The sequence below is a fragment of the Psychrobacter sp. 4Bb genome, assembly GCF_002836735.1.
Classification (GTDB): Bacteria; Pseudomonadota; Gammaproteobacteria; order Pseudomonadales; family Moraxellaceae; genus Psychrobacter.
Genome location: NZ_PJAS01000059.1, coordinates 113,538 through 133,550, shown reverse-complemented (window position 1 = coordinate 133,550; position 20,013 = coordinate 113,538). Strand labels below are relative to the sequence as shown.

The 20,013-nt window shown below is 42.3% G+C and carries 17 protein-coding genes and 1 tRNA gene; 9 read left to right on the top strand and 9 right to left on the bottom strand.

Annotated features, from left to right (window positions below; genetic code table 11):
• Positions 1-73 precede the first annotated feature (73 nt).
• Positions 74-1,489 carry a deoxyguanosinetriphosphate triphosphohydrolase gene (locus tag CXF60_RS06580; RefSeq protein ID WP_102091289.1) on the top strand — a complete coding sequence of 472 codons (1,416 nt, stop codon included), beginning with the start codon at positions 74-76 and terminating at the stop codon, positions 1,487-1,489.
• Positions 1,490-1,593: 104 nt separating this feature from the next.
• On the top strand, positions 1,594-2,274 hold the full coding sequence (locus CXF60_RS06575) for a TetR family transcriptional regulator (protein ID WP_057759356.1): 681 nt from the start codon (positions 1,594-1,596) through the stop codon (positions 2,272-2,274).
• A gap of 22 nt (positions 2,275-2,296) precedes the next feature.
• Here the strand turns inward: CXF60_RS06575 and gspK are convergent, their stop codons facing one another.
• From gspK to tsaA, 8 genes are all read right to left on the bottom strand, one after another.
• Positions 2,297-3,328: a type II secretion system minor pseudopilin GspK gene (gene gspK, locus CXF60_RS06570; protein WP_228707058.1), complete on the bottom strand. Its 1,032-nt coding sequence runs from the start codon at positions 3,326-3,328 to the stop codon at positions 2,297-2,299.
• 48 nt (positions 3,329-3,376) lie between these two features.
• Complete coding sequence (gene gspJ, locus CXF60_RS06565) at positions 3,377-4,225, bottom strand: type II secretion system minor pseudopilin GspJ (protein ID WP_102091288.1); 849 nt, start codon at positions 4,223-4,225, stop codon at positions 3,377-3,379.
• Positions 4,222-4,689: a type II secretion system minor pseudopilin GspI gene (gene gspI, locus CXF60_RS06560; RefSeq protein WP_228707057.1), complete on the bottom strand. Its 468-nt coding sequence runs from the start codon at positions 4,687-4,689 to the stop codon at positions 4,222-4,224. Before gspI ends, gspJ begins: the two co-directional genes overlap by 4 nt.
• A gap of 38 nt (positions 4,690-4,727) precedes the next feature.
• On the bottom strand, positions 4,728-5,552 hold the full coding sequence (locus CXF60_RS06555) for a prepilin-type N-terminal cleavage/methylation domain-containing protein (RefSeq protein WP_102091286.1): 825 nt from the start codon (positions 5,550-5,552) through the stop codon (positions 4,728-4,730).
• Between the two features lie 167 nt (positions 5,553-5,719).
• Complete coding sequence (locus CXF60_RS06550) at positions 5,720-6,403, bottom strand: TetR/AcrR family transcriptional regulator (protein ID WP_057759351.1); 684 nt, start codon at positions 6,401-6,403, stop codon at positions 5,720-5,722.
• A 233-nt stretch (positions 6,404-6,636) separates the two neighbouring features.
• A complete protein-coding gene (locus CXF60_RS06545) occupies positions 6,637-7,425 on the bottom strand; it encodes a TatD family hydrolase (RefSeq protein ID WP_102091285.1) in 789 nt (262 codons plus the stop codon).
• A 158-nt stretch (positions 7,426-7,583) separates the two neighbouring features.
• On the bottom strand, positions 7,584-9,371 hold the full coding sequence (locus CXF60_RS06540; protein ID WP_102091284.1) for a type IV pilus assembly ATPase TfpB: 1,788 nt from the start codon (positions 9,369-9,371) through the stop codon (positions 7,584-7,586).
• 59 nt (positions 9,372-9,430) lie between these two features.
• Complete coding sequence (gene tsaA, locus CXF60_RS06535; protein ID WP_102091283.1) at positions 9,431-10,288, bottom strand: tRNA (N6-threonylcarbamoyladenosine(37)-N6)-methyltransferase TrmO; 858 nt, start codon at positions 10,286-10,288, stop codon at positions 9,431-9,433.
• 426 nt (positions 10,289-10,714) lie between these two features.
• On the opposite strand from tsaA, the gene CXF60_RS06530 reads away from it, so the two are divergent.
• Together CXF60_RS06530 and CXF60_RS06525 are read left to right on the top strand one after the other, a co-directional pair.
• Positions 10,715-11,488 (top strand): ferredoxin--NADP reductase, encoded by a 774-nt coding sequence (locus CXF60_RS06530; RefSeq protein ID WP_101205461.1) that lies wholly within the window; start codon positions 10,715-10,717, stop codon positions 11,486-11,488.
• A gap of 152 nt (positions 11,489-11,640) precedes the next feature.
• A tRNA-Leu gene (locus tag CXF60_RS06525) sits at positions 11,641-11,727 on the top strand.
• Positions 11,728-11,806: 79 nt separating this feature from the next.
• On the opposite strand, the gene CXF60_RS06520 is transcribed toward CXF60_RS06525, so the two are convergent.
• Positions 11,807-12,052 carry a hypothetical protein gene (locus CXF60_RS06520; RefSeq protein ID WP_057759343.1) on the bottom strand — a complete coding sequence of 82 codons (246 nt, stop codon included), beginning with the start codon at positions 12,050-12,052 and terminating at the stop codon, positions 11,807-11,809.
• Positions 12,053-12,558: 506 nt separating this feature from the next.
• Between CXF60_RS06520 and dinB the strand changes: the two genes are divergently transcribed.
• The 5 genes from dinB to CXF60_RS06495 all read left to right on the top strand — a co-directional run bounded on the left by dinB (position 12,559) and on the right by CXF60_RS06495 (position 20,010).
• Entirely contained in the window at positions 12,559-13,644 is a 1,086-nt protein-coding gene (gene dinB / locus CXF60_RS06515) for a DNA polymerase IV (RefSeq protein WP_102091282.1), read from the top strand.
• Between the two features lie 307 nt (positions 13,645-13,951).
• Positions 13,952-15,154: a tRNA preQ1(34) S-adenosylmethionine ribosyltransferase-isomerase QueA gene (queA, locus tag CXF60_RS06510; RefSeq protein WP_102091281.1), complete on the top strand. Its 1,203-nt coding sequence runs from the start codon at positions 13,952-13,954 to the stop codon at positions 15,152-15,154.
• A gap of 110 nt (positions 15,155-15,264) precedes the next feature.
• A complete protein-coding gene (locus tag CXF60_RS06505; protein ID WP_102091280.1) occupies positions 15,265-17,022 on the top strand; it encodes a type IV pilus assembly protein FimV in 1,758 nt (585 codons plus the stop codon).
• 51 nt (positions 17,023-17,073) lie between these two features.
• Positions 17,074-18,747: a FimV/HubP family polar landmark protein gene (locus tag CXF60_RS06500; RefSeq protein WP_102091279.1), complete on the top strand. Its 1,674-nt coding sequence runs from the start codon at positions 17,074-17,076 to the stop codon at positions 18,745-18,747.
• Between the two features lie 162 nt (positions 18,748-18,909).
• The gene (locus tag CXF60_RS06495) at positions 18,910-20,010 is read left to right on the top strand and encodes an asparaginase (RefSeq protein ID WP_180958106.1); all 1,101 of its coding nucleotides are present in this window, start codon (positions 18,910-18,912) and stop codon (positions 20,008-20,010) included.
• Positions 20,011-20,013: the final 3 nt, after the last annotated feature.

Genomic DNA, 20,013 nt, shown 5'->3' with positions numbered 1-20,013 from the left:
CTCTGACTATATAGCTGAACCAAGGGCGCTATTTTGCTATGCTAGAGGCTCCCTTGGTTCCGGATGTTTCAATATGCTAAATAAACCAACTTCCTTATCGTCCCCTACCACACAATGGTCACATCTTCTCAACTCACAACGTCTTGGTGCTTCCAAAAAATTTAACGCCAATACCAGTACTCGCTCTCAGTTTCACAAAGACTATGACAGACTGGTATTTTCTCACTCTTTTCGCCAGTTAAATCAGAAAACCCAAGTCCATCCATTGACCAATCAGCTCGGTATACATACGCGTCTGACTCACTCGCTAGAAGTGTCTTCTATTGGTCGCTCTTTGGGAATGATGGCTGCCGAAAAAATTCATGATGCACTAGGTAGCGGCCTACCAACAGGAGTTTCACCTGCAGACGTCGGTGTGATCGTACAAGCAGCTTGTCTCGCTCATGACATTGGCAATCCGCCTTTTGGCCATGCTGGAGAGTATGCGATTCGTGATTGGTTTCGGCAGCCTGAACCGCAAGCGATTTTGCAAAATTTAAGCAGCAACGAGCGATTAGACTTACTGGCATACGAGGGTAATGCTCAAGGCTTTCGCCTATTGGCACGTAATGAGCATCATCCTGACAAGGGTGGTATGCGGCTCACCTGTGCCACGCTAGGCGCCTTTATGAAGTATCCGTGGTTGGCAACTCACAGTAACGATGTCAATGACAACCATTATAATGTGCAAAAATTTGGCTGCTTTTATAGTGAGGCCTCTCAACTAGAAGAATTAGCGGCATGCTTGCATTTACCACGCTCGGAGCAACATGATGGCTTTGCGCGCCATCCATTGGCTTATCTGCTAGAAGCGGCAGATGATATCTGTTATGCGCTAATCGATTTAGAAGATGGCATCAATCTGAATATGCTAACCTATAGCGAAGTGGCTACGATATTTTATGAGCTGATTGGTGAACGTCCGAGTAGCGTAAACTTGCCAGCGCATATGTCTGTCAGACAAAGTCTCGCCTCCCTGCGGGCACGAGCCATGATGCGTTTGGTCAATACCGTCACCGATGCCTTTGTAGCCAACAGTGATGCATTGCTAGCTGGCACGTTGCAAGGCAGCCTATTTGCCCATTGCGATACCAGCGTACAAAATGGTATTAATCAAGCTAAGCAACTGGCACGCGAAAAAATATTTAATCATCCGAGCAAAGTAAGAATGGAGCTGATGGCCAATCAGTGCTTGCATAGCCTATTGAATGCCTTTATGCCACTCGCTTGGACAGGGTCGCAATCTGCTACTATGCAGCCGCCGATGTCTTTTGAGCAGCAACGTCTGTTAAGATTACTACAGCCCCATCTTGACGAACATCGCCGCATCTTGTCTGACGATATCTATCATAATGTCTTAAATATTTTGGATTTTATTACAGGTATGAATGACCATGAAGCTTATCGACTGGCGCAAGAATTGCAGGGTCATTGGGGCACAGTGGTTTAAAAGACCAGTACAGGTTTAGTAAATTAACACGAATGACGTATTTCAGTCGTATTTATGCGTTGAAATGAGTATGATAAACACCTACCGGACAATTTTGAAATATTATGAGCAGTCGCGAACAAAAAAAACTTCAAACTCGGCACGCCTTTTTTAATGCTGTGCTCGATTTATGTATGACAGGGCAATCTTTTAGCTCTATCAGTCTCAGACAAGTAACACGCGAGGTTGGCGTTGTGCCGACTGCGTTTTATCGCCATTTTGATGATATGGAGTCACTCGGGCGCGCTTTGGTCATTGAGGAATTGGGCGGTACGTTAGCCACGTTAAGTGATAGCCTGCAGATTGGGCGCAAACGTAGCTTTGATCGTCAAATCGCAAAAAGTATTCAGCTATTCTTGTATATGGTCAGCGATCAGCCTTATTACTGGCAGTTCTTGGTCAGTGAGCGTTATGGTGGGTCAGAAGCAGTACGAAAAGCCATTAATGAGTTGATTAAGATACATGCTCAAGGGTTGGCCGACGACTTAGCGTTGCAGCCAGCGTTTACCCATATCAACGCTTATGACCGTCGCCTATTGGCTGAGGCTGGCGTAAATATGTTCTTCTCTTGGATTATTGATTGGCTAGAGCTGACCTATACGGAAGATCATGATGATGAGATTGATCTAAACGAAATCGAAGAGAACAAACAGCTAATGCTGCATAACTGTACTCGTCAAGCACAGATGCTTTTTTACGGGGCATATAATTGGAAGTCTAGCGAAGAAACACGCCTAAAAGACTAAATGTCGATCCCAATACCCTCTGCTAAAAGCTCGGACGAAATGCCCATAGTCGCTGTGTCACTACTTTGACTTCCTTGGGCATTTTACCGTCTACCTCACTACTATTAACTGCTTGATTATTATCAACGACAGTTTTACTAATCAGAACAGTAGCAAAACGCTCCCTCGCCTGACCGACAGTTGCATTATCAGTCGCTGTGATAAGTGCCATAAATGCTTGGCTATCAACGGCAAGCATGGGTGTTAAGGCTTTTCGTTGCTCATCATTCACACTGCCAAATATCGGTAATTGCCATACTGCATCAATAGACGTCAGCGCCTGCTGTGCGCGCATATCTACCAGTGATTGCATCTGTTGACTGTTAGCACCATCCATTAGTGCGGCTAACAATACAGGACTGGCAGTATTGATATTAATCGGCACATAATAAGGCACCGCGGTAAGATAAGGCCGTAGTACTGCTAGAGTTTCAGCGCTCACCCCTGTCACTTCTAGTAGCTGATCGATACTGACAAAAGGCTGATTTGGCAGAGCATCTGTTGCTACAGCGTTTGACTGCTGCGCATATACCGTACTTTCATCACCACCATCTTGATATACCTCGCCGTCTGCATCTTGCCAATCAAGTATAGCAATAGCGATATCAGGCTCTAGATTTAGTTGCGTGAGTAGTCGTTGGAATACTGCTAAAGCAGTGGTATTGGCCGACCCATCTTGATACAAGTTATTAATGTTAAAACGACCAGACTCATCGCGTAGCTCGACGCTGACACTGTGACTAGCCAATGCATAAGGTGGTATGGGCTGCGCCCAGATATCTTGCGCACTATCAGTATCATTGATGTTGCTATCAGCGCGAATCATCGTCACTGCCAACTGTTGACCTGCATCGATATCTTGCAGCAACTGATTTTGATCGAACAACAGCCCACTACGCCTAATTGCAATTTTTTGGCTAGCAAGCATCGATCCTGCAACCACAGTAATACTTACTACCAGTAATAAGATAGTCAGCAGTGCAACACCGCGTTGAGAGTTCGCAGTCATCGACATACATAGCCTTTGTTATTGAGCAATTGATGCATTTTAACTACTACCTTCTCAATTATTCGTTCCCGCACTGCTATTATTGTCACTATCGTCATTACCGCTGTTGTCATTATTGACATTGGCATTATCATTGCTACCACCATCTGTATCATTGGCTGTGCTTTGACTATTGCTATACGATATCGGTTGCGGAGCAAGTGCCCATTGCCAAGTGATTGGCATGTCTTGGTATGTAAAGCTAACCGCGATTCCTTTCGGTAATAAAATAGCTGTGGGCTTAGGACTCCCTGGATTCGCTGATTGTCTCACCGCTGTATTTGTACTACTGTTCGCGTCATCGCTTGGAAATCTGGTACTTAGCTCTGGTAGATAAGCTTGCCAGCTTCCTGCTGTGACACCTTCGAGCAATACGCTGTCTAGGCTGACGCTGTCACGCCCGCCTTCCATACTGGTATACTGGCGACGTATCAAACGCTCATCCGCAAAAATATATTCGATATGTTGGATGCTATTGCTACTCTGATATCGTGGATCAGGATCGGCAAAGCGTACAAAGCTGATATGCTCGCCATCTAAGCTCATAAAGGGCTCAGGCGCTATTTCGTTCATTTGCTCGCTTGATTGGGGTTTGTTGTTCGCGTTAGTACTATCGCTTGGACTGTTATTGGCCGCACTGACACTCTGGGTAGTCGACGCTTGATAAGGGATAATTTGACCCATGTCTTGCTGTAACTGTAAATAAGCGTACTGCAAGACAGCCAGATTGTCAGCATGAAATTGCGCGCGCTCACGAGCACGGTTGACCCCATCAAATACCTGCCAGCCTGCAACGGCTAGCATCGAAAATATTGCCATGGCAACCATTAGCTCAAGCAGTGTAAAACCACGCTGATGCCTCACAGACCGCTCCCTGCTTGCCCGCTGTTACCTGTGCTTAGACCACTTAAATCCAGACTGCCCGTATCTTGCTCAGCATTACTTAGCATCACAGTGATATCAGTGACCGATGTGCGTGTCTGCCCATCTATAATAGGCGAAACTGCGATATTTACTTCTTTTAGGGCAGGTGTGATGGCGTCACCGACTGTCATTTCTATTTGCCAATCACGCCCTTGAGCGTTCACGGTTTGGGTGCGGTTGGCGGTCAGCCACGTCTCTTGAATACGTAAATCAGCGGCGGCATTTTGGGCGATGAAGTGAGCAAGCGTACGAGTACGCAATATATCAACTGAGCTCAGATATGCACTACTGGCACGACTCGCCGCGACTGCTACCACTGCCAAAATAGCCAAAGCAACCATCACTTCGATAAGGGTAAAGCCGCTCTCGCGTCCACACTTGAGTGATATAGATTTTGGTGACACAGGCTGGCTTGTCATAGGAGGTTTATATAATCTAGCCACTATAACCCCTGTCCGATTCGCATGCTACCATCTGGCATTATCGTAATCACCTCGCCCACTAAACGCGAATCATGAAGCACTTCAATGGTGACAGGCGTTGCTTGTCCCGTACCAAACCACAATACCTGCGGTACATTTTGATCGCTAAACCAAGGCTGTAACGTTTGGGTTCGTCCCATATTTTGTAAACTACTAGAATCCAAACTTTGAACTCTAATACTTACGCCAGTAGGCAGTTCAGGCAAATTGATGCCCGACTCAACCTCCCAACTTGGCGTTGGTTTTTTCTCATTAGTAGAGCCTGATAGACCAGCAACCTCTGCCGACAGCTCCATAGCATTCTTAGGCTGACTGTCGGTGCTATCTGACATCATCTCTGTTGTCTGGTACGCGACATATGGATTTGATAGGGTAACAATGACTGGTTCTACTTGACCTTGCTTATCTGCCTGCATACGCAAACCCATCGGCTGCATACGTTCAGCCGACAATAGGCGAACGTAGCTCAACGAATCGGTCAAATGCTCATAAAAAGCGCGGTTTTTGCGGGATTCACTGCTACCGACAGACAAACTCATCATGCCAGCAAATATAGATAAGATAACCACTACCACCACGATTTCTACCAATGTAAAACCAGTCTGTGTCCGACTGTTTATTGATGAGAATGATGATAAGTGATGGGTATTAGTTGATATGGAGGCGCAGCTGTGACAATGGTCTGTAGGTCTTGTATCTAAGCAGCTTGACTGAGACGTTTGATTAATTAGAGTAAAAGAGCAAGTAGCCGCTGAACTGGACTGAGTCTTGACAGTGACCGGCATATTGCACCTATAAGCCCAATTTTAATTTTCGCAGAATGAGAAAGGGTTTTAAAGAATGTAGAAGATATATGAATTCGTGCTGCAATAGTAAGCATTACAACACGATTTATTAAAGCCGAAAAAGGTTCACAACCCAAAAATTACTTGCTACTTTATTAATAACTACTTTAGTAGTTGGTATTACGGTGCTCTTCTGATTCAGTATCGATTTGCTCTACCAGCTCTTGCATATCCTCATCCATGACCTCTTCATCGTCAGCAGGATAATGGCTTGGCAACTCTAGCACTTGCTGAACAAAGGCATAACGTAGCGTATCACGACGACCTAAGTAGCGTTGGTAAAAGCTTGAGTTTAAGAGCCCTGCACCGCCCTGACCAATCGCCCAAATAGACGATAGATAATCACGAGTACTCAAGTTACTGTGCTCGTCTTTTAAGTATGCGCTAATAATATCAATCAAACGCTTCATGCGCTGGCGACGGATATCATATAACTCACCAAACAAACGATTGAGCCCAGTCACTGATGCTGCCAGACGCTCTTCGATTTGGTTCAATAGCATGGCTTTTTGCGGGTTGAATAACTGCTGAAAAATCATACGGGCAACGCCTGCTGACGGGCAGTCATCAATACGGTTAATCTCAAACAATTGCTCTTCGTAACGAATAATAATACGCAGATAAAGCTCATCTTTACTGGAGAAATGCTTGTACAGGGTGCCTTTAGCCAAATCGAGCTGATCTGCCAAACTGTCTAAAGTGATATCACCATCGCCTGACTCAAGTAGCAATTGTTCTGCCATCGCTAAGATGTTCTCTTCTCGTGCCTTGAACTGGTGCTGACGACTCATAATCTCTCCTAAAACATGACAAGATTAAGCATATGACCATCAATTATGTGCGTACATTTGGCAATGAGCGTATAAAACTATACAAGAACTGCTGAAATACCATAAAAGGGATATGCTTATATTTACAAATAGTCATTAATAATCAGATAGTTACATTTAGTAATTCAAATACTAAAGGGGATTGAACTATACGACTATCACATAAATGACTGACTGGTCATAGCATAACCATTTTAGCGATACTGTGCCAGTAAATTTTCAAAGTTTTTTGCGGTTAATTCTCCGACCTCGTTACTATCACAACCATACATATCTGCGATGAAGCTGGCGACATAAGGTACGTAGGCGGGCTCATTGGGACGACCACGCTTAGGCACAGGCGCCAAATATGGACTGTCGGTCTCAATCAAGATTCTGTCTCTAGGCATGTGCCTTGCAGCGTCTTGGATATTTTGGGCACTTTTAAAACTGACAATGCCTGAGAAAGAGATATAAAATCCCAAATCTAAAGCACGTTTTGCGGTCTCCCAGTCTTCAGTGAAACAATGGATAATACCATGCTCAGCACCTTCACTCTTTAAGACATCGATCGTATCTTCTTTTGCATCGCGCATGTGTATGACAAGCGGTTTTTTTAGTTGCTGACTTGCATGGATATGACGTGCAAGACTGGCTTGCTGCTCTTTTTTATTTTCTGTAGACCAGTAATAATCTAGCCCTGTCTCGCCTATTGCCCATACATGGTCTTTGTCAGCAGTCTCTACTAGACGCTCAACCGTTGCTGATTTCAGTACATCAATATCTTCACAAGGATGAATCCCTACACTCATCCCTAGATTTAATGTCTCGTCACCATAGGTGCTCACAATATTGGCAATCTCGTCATATTCTGCAAAATCACACATAATCGCCATCGCACGGGTAACATTAGCAGTTTTCATGGCGTCAATCGCGCCAGATAATTTACCATCGTATTTCGTCAAATCTAAACGGTTGAGGTGACAATGAGTATCTGTAAACATAAATAATCTCGTTGTTAAAAACTTATTAATTAAAAGTCTGGGAATTAAAAATTTGAATCTTGTTTGCATTGATTGCTGTGAAGGAAGCTGTTTTCAAGTGGCATCATATTTTCTACTCTTAAAAACCTATTCACCAATCCATGTCCTAATACATGAGACTAATTAAGAGGCACGACTCGCATCACCTCTTCTATGGTTGTCACACCTTCACTAATACGTTTTGCCCCTGATAGACGTAATGGCTGTAGACCTTCGCGATAGGCTTGTTGTTTGAGTACATCTAAGTTTGTATCGGCTGCGACCAGTTTTTTTAATTCGTTAGACAACGGCATAATCTCGTATAGGCCGACTCGTCCCTGATAACCAGTGTGTCGACAATGCTCGCAGCCTTGAGCCACATAAATTTGTGCTGGTGCAGGAGCGCGCCAAGGCTGTACCAACTCCTGCCATTGAATGGCAATCTCACTGTCTGGCACAACGTCTACCGCTTTTTTGCAATGTGGGCATAGCGTACGTAACAACCGCTGTGCCATTACGCCTAAGATAGTCGCTGATGTCAAAAATGGTTGAATACCCAAATCATGCAAGCGAGTGATTGAACTTGGCGCATCGTTAGTATGTAGTGTCGAGAGCACCAAATGCCCTGTTAATGAGGCTTGTACTGCCATATTGGCTGTTTCGGCATCACGAATCTCCCCCACCATAATAATATCAGGATCTTGACGCATCAAAGAGCGAATGCCGTCGGCAAAGTTTAGATCGACACCTGGATTTACTTGCATTTGGTTAAATGCAGGTTCAATCATTTCAATAGGATCTTCAATGGTACAGACATTGACTTGTTCAGTCGCTAGCTGCTTGAGAGTACTATACAAGGTCGTGGTTTTACCTGACCCTGTAGGCCCAGTGACCAAAATAATCCCATTTGGATGAGCAGTCAATTCATGCCACGTTTCAAGCTGCTTGCCGGATAGACCAAGCTGAGCGAAGGAGCGCACCAGTACTTCAGGATCGAACACCCGCATGACCAACTTTTCACCAAATGCGGTTGGCATAGTCGATAAACGAAGCTCTGTCTCTAGTCCCTTCGGCGTTCGCGTCTTTAAACGGCCATCCTGCGGCTTACGCTTTTCTGCAACGTTTAGTCGCCCTAGAATTTTGATACGTGCGGTCACCGCGACGATGATTGCCAATGGCATCTCATACACCGTATGGAGTACACCATCGATACGGAAGCGCACCTTACCTGTCTCACGACGTGGCTCTAAATGAATATCACTAGCTCGTTGCTCAAAAGCATATTGCAACAACCAGTCAACAACTCTGACAATATGCTGGTCATTGGCATCGGGATTAGTATTGTCACCTAATTGCAATAATGCTTCGACATTGGTCACATCGGCAGCTGCACGTTTATGGACACTATTTGCGCCTGCAATCGCTTGGGTGACTTGATAGAACTCTTGCCGGTAGCGTTTAATCTGCTCAGGATTGATATAGACCGTACGATAGCTTTTTGATTTGATTAACTTTTCAATACTTGAGTGCCAGTCAGTATAAAAAGGCTGATCCGTTCCGATAACCACTTCGTCTACAGCGACCTCAATCGGTAAAATATGCTGCGAGCGTGCATATTCAAATGACATCAATTGTGTGACCGCAGGGACATCAACTTTTAGAGGGTCAATACGAACGAGAGACATGTCTGCTTTAGCCGCCAACCATTGGTTGAGCCAAGCCAAAGTTAATTTATTTTCAGCGCTATTGTCCGTCGCATGGCCATTCGGCAAACCGAATTCACTAATTGTTAGTAGAGGGTGCTGAGCTTTGTCGCGACGGCTAGTAATGACTAGGTTATAGCCGCGTTGGTCAATCACTTTATCTGCCAATAGCTCATCTAAACACCAACGCAAATCAATCACTATCGAGTACTGTTGAGCAGACATATCTCTCTTCTTCTATTATTTTAAAATGTGTTGTCAAAAATGACATCAATGCAAGCCAGCTACACCGTAACCACAGCGATTATCTGTAGCTGTCCTGATTCTATCAACTGAAAACTCACATCAACGGATTTATAACGCATAACAAATGGCGTAGCGATCTCTGTCCGTCGATAAGCTGGACGAGGGTCTTGGGCAATTAGCTCTTTGATAATGCTCATATCTGAGGCTACTAATTGATTTTGTATATGATGAATCGTAGACGCAACTGTCGCATTATTTAATCCAGTGTTTGCGTCTTTAATACTTGTATCATTGTTATTAGCATCACTAGGCTCGCCTGCGCTTACTAGCATCATAAACTGTTCGTTGGCGGCATCGGTCACAGTCACAGTTAATAAATCTGGAGCGGTTGGCGCAAATCCATTTTTCGTTTGTGTCAGCGCATCACTATAGGCCACATATGGCTTTATATCGATGATTGGCGTGCCATCTATCATATCAGCACCTTCGATAATTAATAATACACGGCCTTGAATTATTTTGACCTGTTCGAGCTTGACGACAGACAACCCTAGTCCTGAAGGACGATACATACTGCGACTGGCAAACACCCCTATTTTTTGATTACCGCCCAATCTTGGTGGTCGTACTTGAGCGCGAAAGTCACTACTGGTTTTATTATTGTTTTTATATCGATAATTATGATGAAACTGCCAACTCACCCATATATGACTAAACTTGTCCAAGCTATCAAATGCAGCTGGCGTATCATATGGCGCTAACATCTCAATGACGCTAGTCAGAGCGACTAGGTTTGGCTGGCGCGGCGCACCAAATTTTTGCGGAAGCGGAGCACGGTGATACCCGATAACAGGAGCTTGATGGTAGTTATCTAACAGGGAATTCTCATCAAGCATAGACCAACTCCAGTAATACAAAACTGCCCTTATAAAGCAGTTTTGCCAAATGATACAAAATTACTCACTAACGATATTCCATTTTATCATGCTAGACAATCACTGCTAGACGGATTTTTATTTTAAAGTTTGGTATTATGAGCAAGAAATTTGATGAGAGTCATTTACATTTGGGCGATATGACCAGTAATGCTGTCATCGTTGACGCAAATTTACTATGTCTAATGACTTAATATTTGGCTATATATAAGCTGATAAACCAGCTGTACTGCGCTTATCCATCATTTACTCGTTCATAAAAATAGCAGTTTCGACAACGATCAAAAGACTGATACGTTTTTATAATGTTCAATTTAACATTGAAAATTCTGATTTAATACTTATTCAAACTTAACACACAAATAACAACTTATTAACGAGGACTTTATGTCAAAACTTCGCACCGAAACGGTCACAGAGGTTCATCACTGGAATGACTCTCTATTTAGTATCAAAACCACTCGTGACGATGGCTTGCGCTTTCGTAATGGCGAATTTGCGATGATTGGACTTGTTGTTGATGGCAAGCCACTATTACGCGCTTATTCAATTGCTAGCCCTAACTATGAAGATCATTTAGAATTCTTCTCTATTAAAGTTCAAGATGGTCCGTTAACTTCACGCTTACAGCATATCAAAGTAGGTGATGAGCTGTTAGTCAGTAAAAAGCCAACAGGCACACTAGTATTGGACGATCTGTTACCAGGTAAGAACCTTTACATGCTCTCTACTGGTACTGGTCTTGCTCCGTTCTTGTCACTAGCACGTGATCCTGAAGTGTATGAGCGTTTTGACAAAATTATCTTAGTACATGGCGTACGTCATGTTCATGATTTGGCTTATCGTGAAATGTTTGAAAATGAGCTGCCTAATGATGAAATCTTTGGTGAATGGTATCGCGAAAAATTCATCTATTATCCAACCGTTACGCGTGAAGAATTCAGAAACCAAGGTCGTGTCACTGATTTGATGAAATCAGGCAAATTGTTTGAAGATATTGGTTTACCGCCAATGAATAAAGATGACGACCGTGTCATGCTTTGTGGCAGCATGCCATTTAATGCTGAGGTTTCTGCTATTTTAGATGATTTTGGCTTGACTGTTTCACCACGTATGGGTGTGCAGGCAGATTACGCAGTTGAGCGTGCCTTTGTCGGCTAGAGTGATGCTATTTAGTATCATTAGAACAAATGAAAAATTGTATAAAATAATGCTTGACGCAAGTAAATAGGCTGCTATAATACGCAGCCTATACAGTCAACACTGTAGCCCAATTAGATAATATTTAGTCAATAACTATTATCACCTAACATGCCAGTGTGATGGAATTGGTAGACATGACGGATTCAAAATCCGTTGCCTTTAAAAGCGTGTCGGTTCGAGTCCGACCACTGGTACCAATATTTAGTACAAATCAGCCTCCTTTATCGGAGGTTTTTTTGTGCTTATTATATTCGCCCTATCAAACTCTTAATTTACTTATATCGATACTTCAAATGGCATGACAGCGCTTATCTTAATCGGTACCGCATAACTCCATGGCATGCCAGCACTACAATAAAAATATCCATCATTAAATGACACAATATAAGCGGTAAAATCATTACCACACTGATCCATCATCGCTTGTTCATCGCTTTCATCACACACCGCACACCATATATTTTCATCACCCCGCGCTAGCATTGCTCGTGTCAAATCGCTCCCTTTTAATTCATGACTCATCATCAGCTCCTTAATTATCTTAAACTTTCTCATTACTATTTTTTTAGAAAGTTAATTTGCCAGTACTCAATTTATAAGTTTGGTATGAGCTATAAACAATGTTTTATCAGGTAAATAAAATTCCTGTAAAAAACCATTTATTACTTTCATAACTATTAATTGTTTTGGTTAATATATTGTAAAACGATAGCATTAGAACTGTAACATATAACCATAATATTCATGATGTAAGGCAATAATATTCAGACAGGCGGTATGGAAAGTCTGAAAAACTTAAGGTATGTACCATACAGAACATTTATTAGTGGACATATGTTAACTATATTTAATTTATTAGTATTTTAACGCCATATATATCTGACTATTAACCTTACACTATATTTAATTATTGATATATAAATTATTCACATATTGCCATATTTTTATGGTTCTATATTCGAAAAACCCCTTTACCGTTTAATAATCGATACTAAAATAAAAGTATTGAGTGATGTAAAATATTAACCATGAAAACTCCTACAGCGTCCAGTCCACGTAAAATCATTCATATAGATATGGATGCGTTTTATGCCAGTGTAGAACAACGTGACTTCCCAGAATTACGGGGCAAACCACTAGTGGTTGGTGGAGACCCAAATGGACGCGGTGTTGTAGCAGCGGCTAGCTATGAGGTTCGTCAGTTTGGAGTGCGCTCAGCTATGTCTTGTTATGAGGCTCGCAAACGTTGTCCAGAAGTCATATTTGTCAGACCACGTTTTGAAGTATATCGAGCTGTTAGCAGCGATATTCGCAATATTATGTACAGCTTAACGCCTCATGTTGAGCCGTTATCGCTAGATGAGGCTTATCTCGATGTCACTGGTCTTACTGTACATAAAGGCTCAGCGACATTAATGGCAAATTGGTTAAGAGCACAAATATTGCAACATACAGGATTGACTGCTTCTGCTGGCGTGTCCTTCAACAAGATGTTGGCCAAGATTGCCTCTGATATCAATAAGCCTAACGGCACCGCTATTATCACACCAGAAGACGCTGATGCTTTTATTAGTACACTGCCTATTGAACGATTTCACGGGATAGGTAAAGCAACGGCAAGACGATTACATGCGATGGGCGTGACTAACGGTGCTGATCTACGCCGTATGTCAGCCGAAGTATTGATTAATGAGTTTGGTAAGCGAGGACAGTTTTATCATGATATCGCTCATGGTCGCGATGAACGCGCTGTCAAGTCTGAGCGCCTGCATAAGTCTGTTGGTTCGGAGACTACTTTTAGAGAAAACCTAAACGATGACACGGCGTTACGTATACAAATCTATGAACAAAATGCGGATGCCTTCTCGCAACTGCACAAAAAAAATCTCATCGCTCATACTATAACGCTCAAGGTTAAGTATGCCGACTTTACTCAGATTACCCGTACGCACACGCTGACTACCGCTTTTAGTAGTGCTGAATCTGCTCATTACTGGTTAGACAAATTATTCTTAGATATTCCGCGCCAGCTCCCTATCCGATTAGTCGGGGTCACTTTTTCGTCATTGACACCTGCAGCTCAACTATTGCCTCAATTAAATTTATTTGAGTAAAATAAACGGTGGTGTATCAAAAAGTATGCTAGCGATAAAAGTCAATAAGAAATCTATGCTAAGTTCCCTGATTCTATAGGGCTTTAAAGGCTTCAAAAATTGTTCGAATTTTAATCAGCATACTTTTTGATACACCACCAAATAAACAAAGACTAACGTAATAAACATGAGAACAGTTAAAAACTATTACTTTTGCTTAGGCTATTCAAATATGTTTTGTGCACGGTGACTACTTAGTAAAGCAACCTTTTATAGCAGTATTTCTGCTACAATTATGCCAAAATTTCTATCCATTTAAAGACTAATTATGACCAACACTCACACTGCATCTTCCGATTCTAATGCCCCACTTACTACCAATAACAACAGTGACGTCTTAGATTATCTAAGCGTGGAAGATTACGACTATGACCTACCAGATCGTTTGATTGCGCGATATCCATTAGCGCAGCGTTCTGCTTCAAAACTTTTGTACTTGCCTGCTCACACTGACACAAATGCTACGCCTGTAGAAGACTGTTTGTTTTCTGAGTTGCCTGATTTATTAGATGCTGGAGACCTGATTGTATTTAATGATACAAAGGTGATGAAGGCACGCCTATTTGGTCAAAAAGATACTGGCGGTAAACTTGAGGTTTTGATTGAGCGATTGGTTACTGTCTCAGACTTAGATATAACGACACTGCATTTAGAAGATTCAAATAATGAATCAGTGAACCAAGGACATATTGCCCTTTGCCATGTAAAAGCCAGCAAAGCACTGAAACTTGGTCAACGTTTTCAACTGGCCGATAGTCATATGAGTGGCGCGATGATTGGTCGTCAGGACAACTTGTTTATTTTAGCCTTTGATGCGCCAATTTTGCCTGATTTAGAACTTTACGGCGAGCTACCTATCCCGCCTTACTTTGAACGTCAGGCCGATGACACTGATAATACTCGTTATCAAACGGTGTTTCATGATCCCGCTAAGCTTGCAAGTGTCGCTGCACCGACAGCAAGTTTGCATTTCGATGACTTGGTGCTCAATAAGCTGGTGGAAAAAGGCATCAGTACTGCTTTTGTGACATTGCATGTTGGCGCTGGTACCTTTGCGCCAGTTAAAACAGACAATCTACTCAATCATACTATGCACAGTGAGTATGCACATCTGCCACAAGCAACTGCTGAGCTGATTAATCAGACGCATGCAAATGGCAATAAGGTTATTGCTATTGGTACCACGGTGACTCGCGTCCTTGAAACGGCGTATCAAAAAACAGCTATCAATGGGCAAGCACTCTCTAGTTGGTCAGGGGACACAGACATTTTTATTTATCCAGGGTTTAAATTCGGTGTCATTGATCGACTGTTAACAAACTTTCATTTACCCAAATCGACGTTGCTAATGTTGGTATCAGCTTTTTCTGGCAAAGCATCGATTGAACAGGCATATCAACATGCTATTGAAAAAGAATATCGATTCTTTAGTTATGGCGATGCCATGCTACTTGATAAGAAAATAAGCTGAACATTAAATAAACATTTATGCATTGGACGCAACAGTTGTGAAATAAACTGGTAAACTAAACCGTACTTTGTTATAACAGCAAAGATAACTTATTTTGTAAAGGACTGCTCATGTCTTGTCATTTATCTCGTCGCTTGACTCCTGTACATCGCGCGGTATCGATGGCATTACTTTATTCTGTAGGTTTGGCCGCTATTATTCCAAGCGCACAAGCGGCAACTATCGGTAAGACAGTGGTTAGCTCAGCTCAGCATGAACCGTTGAGCGCAAGTATCGTGGTCACCGACATACGAGCGGCTGATTTTTCAGCGAGCTTAGCCAATCCAGTTATCTATCAGCAGATGGGATTAACGCCGACCGATTCAATGCAAGTGCGCTTTCAAGCAACTTCAGCGACCAGTGGTCAGGTATTAATCAGCACATCGCAGCCTGTGTCCAAGCCCTTTGCTGATTTGGTGTTATCAATCAATGATAATGGGCAGCAAAATGTCGTACCAAAAACATTATTAATGCCGTTAAAAGATAGTCTACCGATTAATAGTGCTTCCAAGAACAGTGTCAAAGGCTCTCAGAAACTCAATTTACCAAGTGTTTCTGCAAGCGCTGCAAAACCGTTAACCGTAAGAAAAGGTGCACCGCCGCCACTAATATTAGTATCTAACGCTGCTGCAAATAAACCAGCTCTAGCAAACATAGCAACAGTTGACTCTTCTATTTCTAGATCAGTGTCTAACATACAAGCTCCGACAGTGACAGCTACTTCGCAGACTAGCAACCTTACTTACGCGCCTAGTCGTCTTGATAATGGGCGCTTAAATAGCGACTCTGATATAAAAAATGCTAGCAGTAATGCAAAGAAAACTGATAACGGCCTTAGTTCAGCGAACCGTTTAGATAGCAGTTTCTTAAATGCAAATAACGATACTGAAACTACGAAAGCTGTCATCAATGACAGCGATAAGGCAAGTATTAAAAATACTCTAATCTTAGATAAAGTATTGATTGATAAACCACTCGATACTCTAAATATTCAAGTCACACGGCAGATACAGCCGAGTCGTAAAAAAACAGATGCTGACACATCACCCGTATCTACTCTGACTCCTAGTATCATCGCAAGCAATACTGAGAAAAATGCTACTAGCGTCGTGGCAGCTTCTATTGGCAATGCAACGTCGAAACCCCCTAATAGCGCTATTAATAATGTACCTTCAAATGATAGAGCAACAGATAGCTCGACAATCAATCAGTACCAAGTACAACGTAACGATAGCCTATGGATTATTGCTCAGCAGATCGCGCAAGAAAATAATCTAGATACTTCCGTCGTGATGAAGCAAATTCAAACACAAAACCCTGATGCCTTTATCAATAAAGACGCAGATCAATTAAAAGCAGATGCTAAGCTTATTTTGCCTAGTTATGATGTTATACCATCGCAAAAAAACTTAGAAGCGGCTATCGATGCACAAAGACAATATATTCGTAGAGCAAATACAGCGGCGATGCAAAAAACAGCTCAGAGACCTTTTAAAAAACCTTCTATAAGTACGCAAGCGGCCAAGCGCCCTGAAAAAGCCACGACAACTAAAACACAGACCTTATCAAAAGCACAATTCTCTGTGCTTGCGCCCGGGCAAGATGGCAATGCAGATGGCACTCAAGCAAAAGCGGCATCAAACACAGGGAATGGTTTGAGTACAGATATATTAGAGACACTTAAAGCATCGCGGCAGCAGGCAGCATCACAGGCTCAACGATTATCAAGTACAAGTAGCACTCTTAGTAGCTATACTAAAAAAATTCAATTACAAAACCAAAAATTGGCTGAGCTACAGGCTCGTCTCGAAAAATTACGTAATCAATAATTGCCTAACTGACTCATACATTAGATTGTGATCACAGGCGTAGGAATAACTATGGACAATATGCTATATATCATCGCCGGATTGGCGCTTATTCTGTTAGTGGCTGCTTTATTCTTGCGCAAAAACAAGGCGCAGAAATCGTCATCATCGCCTATTAATTCAAGAAAAGATATGTCTACTCCATCACCAAAAGTAGATTATGGTACTCCTACCCACACTAATGTCAGCAACAGCCATAAATTTGACCATATCACTATTGCACAGCGTTTTATGGATCAGCAGCGCTATGACAAGGCGATCGAAACTATTAAACGTGGTTTAAGTGAAAAACCTCATAACAGTGCATTGTCTCTTAAACTACTCAGCATATACGCGACGATAAACCAGCCAGAAGATTTCAACCATATTTATGAGTCTATAAGAGCTCATAACGATAGTCAGACTATCGCTCAAGCAGACGAGATAAGAAGTCTATCTTTTGAGGAATTAGAACCTGCCGCTGTGCAAACGCTAGCCACAGACAATACCAAAGACGATTTTGGCGCTATCGACTTCGATTTACCTATTAGTCAGAATGATAGTACTAATGCAGTAGCTCATCAGCCAATTGAAGAAAGTAATAACGATACTGCACTAAATGAGACTGCAATAAATGATCCTATCGACAGCTTAGAGTTATCAGATAAAGTCGACAATGTTAGTTCTATTACCGAAAATCCGAATGATAGCTTTGATCTGACTCTCAGCGATCTAGAGAATGATTTCGATGCGCCTAATACGACAAGTGAAACGCCTGTCACACTATTGGACAATGTAAATAACGACGTTTTAGAGAGCTCCGCTAACGATAATATTAGTAATAACGAAGATAACGATCTCAGTGACTTTGAGTTTGACTTTAATTCATTTAATGATACTTCGAATGAATCATCTATAGACACTAACCTCTCATATGATGATAATGAGAAAGCCGCACTAGAAGAAGATTTTATCTTAGATTTCGATGATTTAGCAGCCGATACAGACAAAGACAATATCGTCCCTAATGACGTATCTACGAATTCAGAACAACACTCTATTGATACTATCCAAAACGGTGAAGATGACTTTGCTTTATCTTTGGGCAGTCTAGATGCATCAGATGATATCAGTACTGTCTCCAATGACGACCTATCTACGACTGAAAACGACAGTGATTTTGACAATTTCATTCTGGAAAATACTGATTTTGGAAGTAATGCTTCTGAGAGTATGACCCTTGAAGAAGACAATTTTGCAAATATTAATCTTGAGGAACCATTACTCAATGATGATATCGAGGTTAATGATGTTAGCGTTGTTGAAGAATCGAATATCGCACCTGCTGCACCATTGAGATTTGACGACAATACACTGATAGACGATGATTTTAATATTGACGATGCTGATTCTCTATTTGACACTCCGTCGACTACTACCCCAGTCTCTACAGCTGCACCAGTTGAGAGTGACACTCCTATTACGCCTCAAGAGACTGAGTCAGCAGAAGATTTCTCATCACGGTTCGCAGCAGATTTTGATTTCGTAAAGTCACTAGACAGTAATCAAGTGACGTTAGACTTGGCAGATCAATATCTGCAACTGGGTGAATATGACAGTGCAAAGCGTCTACTCAATGAGGTGATAGCTCAAGGTAATAGTGAACAGAAACAGCAAGCACAGTTACTACTTGAACGTACTGCGTAGTTAATCGTCTAGTCTCTTATCAGCAAGTACTTCCTAATCACGGGATGCTTGCTGATTTTTTTGCATTTAACTCTAATACTATCTATTATTGAACCCTTCAGCCATCGTTGCTCAATCCTCTAGCGCCTCTTTTCTTCCATAATTGTTTACTGTGTTGATACTATGCCATCTTCTGTTATGCTCAAAAACCTATCCGATCCTATTCAACTGATTTATGCTGGCGGTACCTTTGGTAGCTATGGCAGACCATTGGCGCCATTATCAGCAGAAGTGTTTTTGCCTACTTTACAAAAGCTTTTGTCTGCACAAGACAGTACGAATAACTTACCGACCGTCTCATGGTTGGAAAACGCCCTGATCAAAGACAGCAGCCAGCTTACCCCTGTCGATTTTACCCATTTCTATCAACTACTCCTGAATGCTTATGCCAAAGGTGATAGACGCTTTGTACTCATCACTGGCACGGATACGTTGAGTTACTTAGGCGCATTTTTAGCAGAAGCGTTTGCAGGTAGTGATATCTGTATTGTTTTGACCGCAAGTATGCGTCCATTATTAGACAGTGAGATATTGCATTCCTATAACATCGATGAACATAGCGATGCTTGGGGCAATCTCAACGACTCATTAAAACTAGCCGCTGCTGGTGAATCAGGCGTGAAAATTAGTTTTAGCGGCGAATCATGGCCTGCTCAAACGGTACAAAAAATTCACAGCCATGATCTGATGGCATTTACTGGTCATTCTCGCGCCGCTTACCCAGCCAATAGCTATATAAAAAATCTACCTGACACGCGTAGGCAACATTGGCTTGATGATCAACAAGACTTGCTATCCAGTATTCAAACACGCGCTGAAAACGCGCGTGTTCATGCGCTATATTGCCTACCTAACGATGTTTCAATAATAAACGACCAGCTACAAGCTTTATTGTCGCAGCCACCATGTGGCATTATTCTATTGGGATTTGGCGCCGGTAACATCCCTTATTCAGCTGTACTAGCAGAGACACTGACCGTTGCACATGAGCGTGGACATATGGTGATATCGGCCAGTCAATGTCCATTTGGCGGCGTCAGCGATAGCTATGCGGCAGGCAGTTGGCAGTACGAGCATCATGTCATTGCTGGTGGGCGTTTGACCATACCTGCTATTTATGCCCGATTACTATGGTTGCTACTTCGCTATGATAGTCCAGCAAGACGCAGACAGCGTTGGTTGAATAATGTCAATCAAACTGGCACTAGCATCAAAAAGCGATAAGCG

Bases quoted from the DNA above. Each gene is read 5' to 3' on its own strand.
- CXF60_RS06530 (WP_101205461.1), top strand. From the start codon at position 10,715: ATGTCAAAACTTCGCACCGAAACGGTCACAGAGGTTCATCACTGGAAT.
- CXF60_RS06575 (WP_057759356.1), top strand. From the start codon at position 1,594: ATGAGCAGTCGCGAACAAAAAAAACTTCAAACTCGGCACGCCTTTTTT.
- CXF60_RS06495 (WP_180958106.1), top strand. From the start codon at position 18,910: ATGCCATCTTCTGTTATGCTCAAAAACCTATCCGATCCTATTCAACTG.
- tsaA (WP_102091283.1), bottom strand. From the start codon at position 10,288: ATGCTTGATGAGAATTCCCTGTTAGATAACTACCATCAAGCTCCTGTT.
- CXF60_RS06540 (WP_102091284.1), bottom strand. From the start codon at position 9,371: ATGTCTGCTCAACAGTACTCGATAGTGATTGATTTGCGTTGGTGTTTA.
- queA (WP_102091281.1), top strand. From the start codon at position 13,952: ATGACCAACACTCACACTGCATCTTCCGATTCTAATGCCCCACTTACT.
- CXF60_RS06555 (WP_102091286.1), bottom strand. From the start codon at position 5,552: ATGCCGGTCACTGTCAAGACTCAGTCCAGTTCAGCGGCTACTTGCTCT.
- CXF60_RS06580 (WP_102091289.1), top strand. From the start codon at position 74: ATGCTAAATAAACCAACTTCCTTATCGTCCCCTACCACACAATGGTCA.
- dinB (WP_102091282.1), top strand. From the start codon at position 12,559: ATGAAAACTCCTACAGCGTCCAGTCCACGTAAAATCATTCATATAGAT.
- CXF60_RS06505 (WP_102091280.1), top strand. From the start codon at position 15,265: ATGTCTTGTCATTTATCTCGTCGCTTGACTCCTGTACATCGCGCGGTA.
- CXF60_RS06545 (WP_102091285.1), bottom strand. From the start codon at position 7,425: ATGTTTACAGATACTCATTGTCACCTCAACCGTTTAGATTTGACGAAA.
- CXF60_RS06550 (WP_057759351.1), bottom strand. From the start codon at position 6,403: ATGAGTCGTCAGCACCAGTTCAAGGCACGAGAAGAGAACATCTTAGCG.
- CXF60_RS06520 (WP_057759343.1), bottom strand. From the start codon at position 12,052: ATGAGTCATGAATTAAAAGGGAGCGATTTGACACGAGCAATGCTAGCG.
- CXF60_RS06500 (WP_102091279.1), top strand. From the start codon at position 17,074: ATGGACAATATGCTATATATCATCGCCGGATTGGCGCTTATTCTGTTA.
- gspK (WP_228707058.1), bottom strand. From the start codon at position 3,328: ATGTCGATGACTGCGAACTCTCAACGCGGTGTTGCACTGCTGACTATC.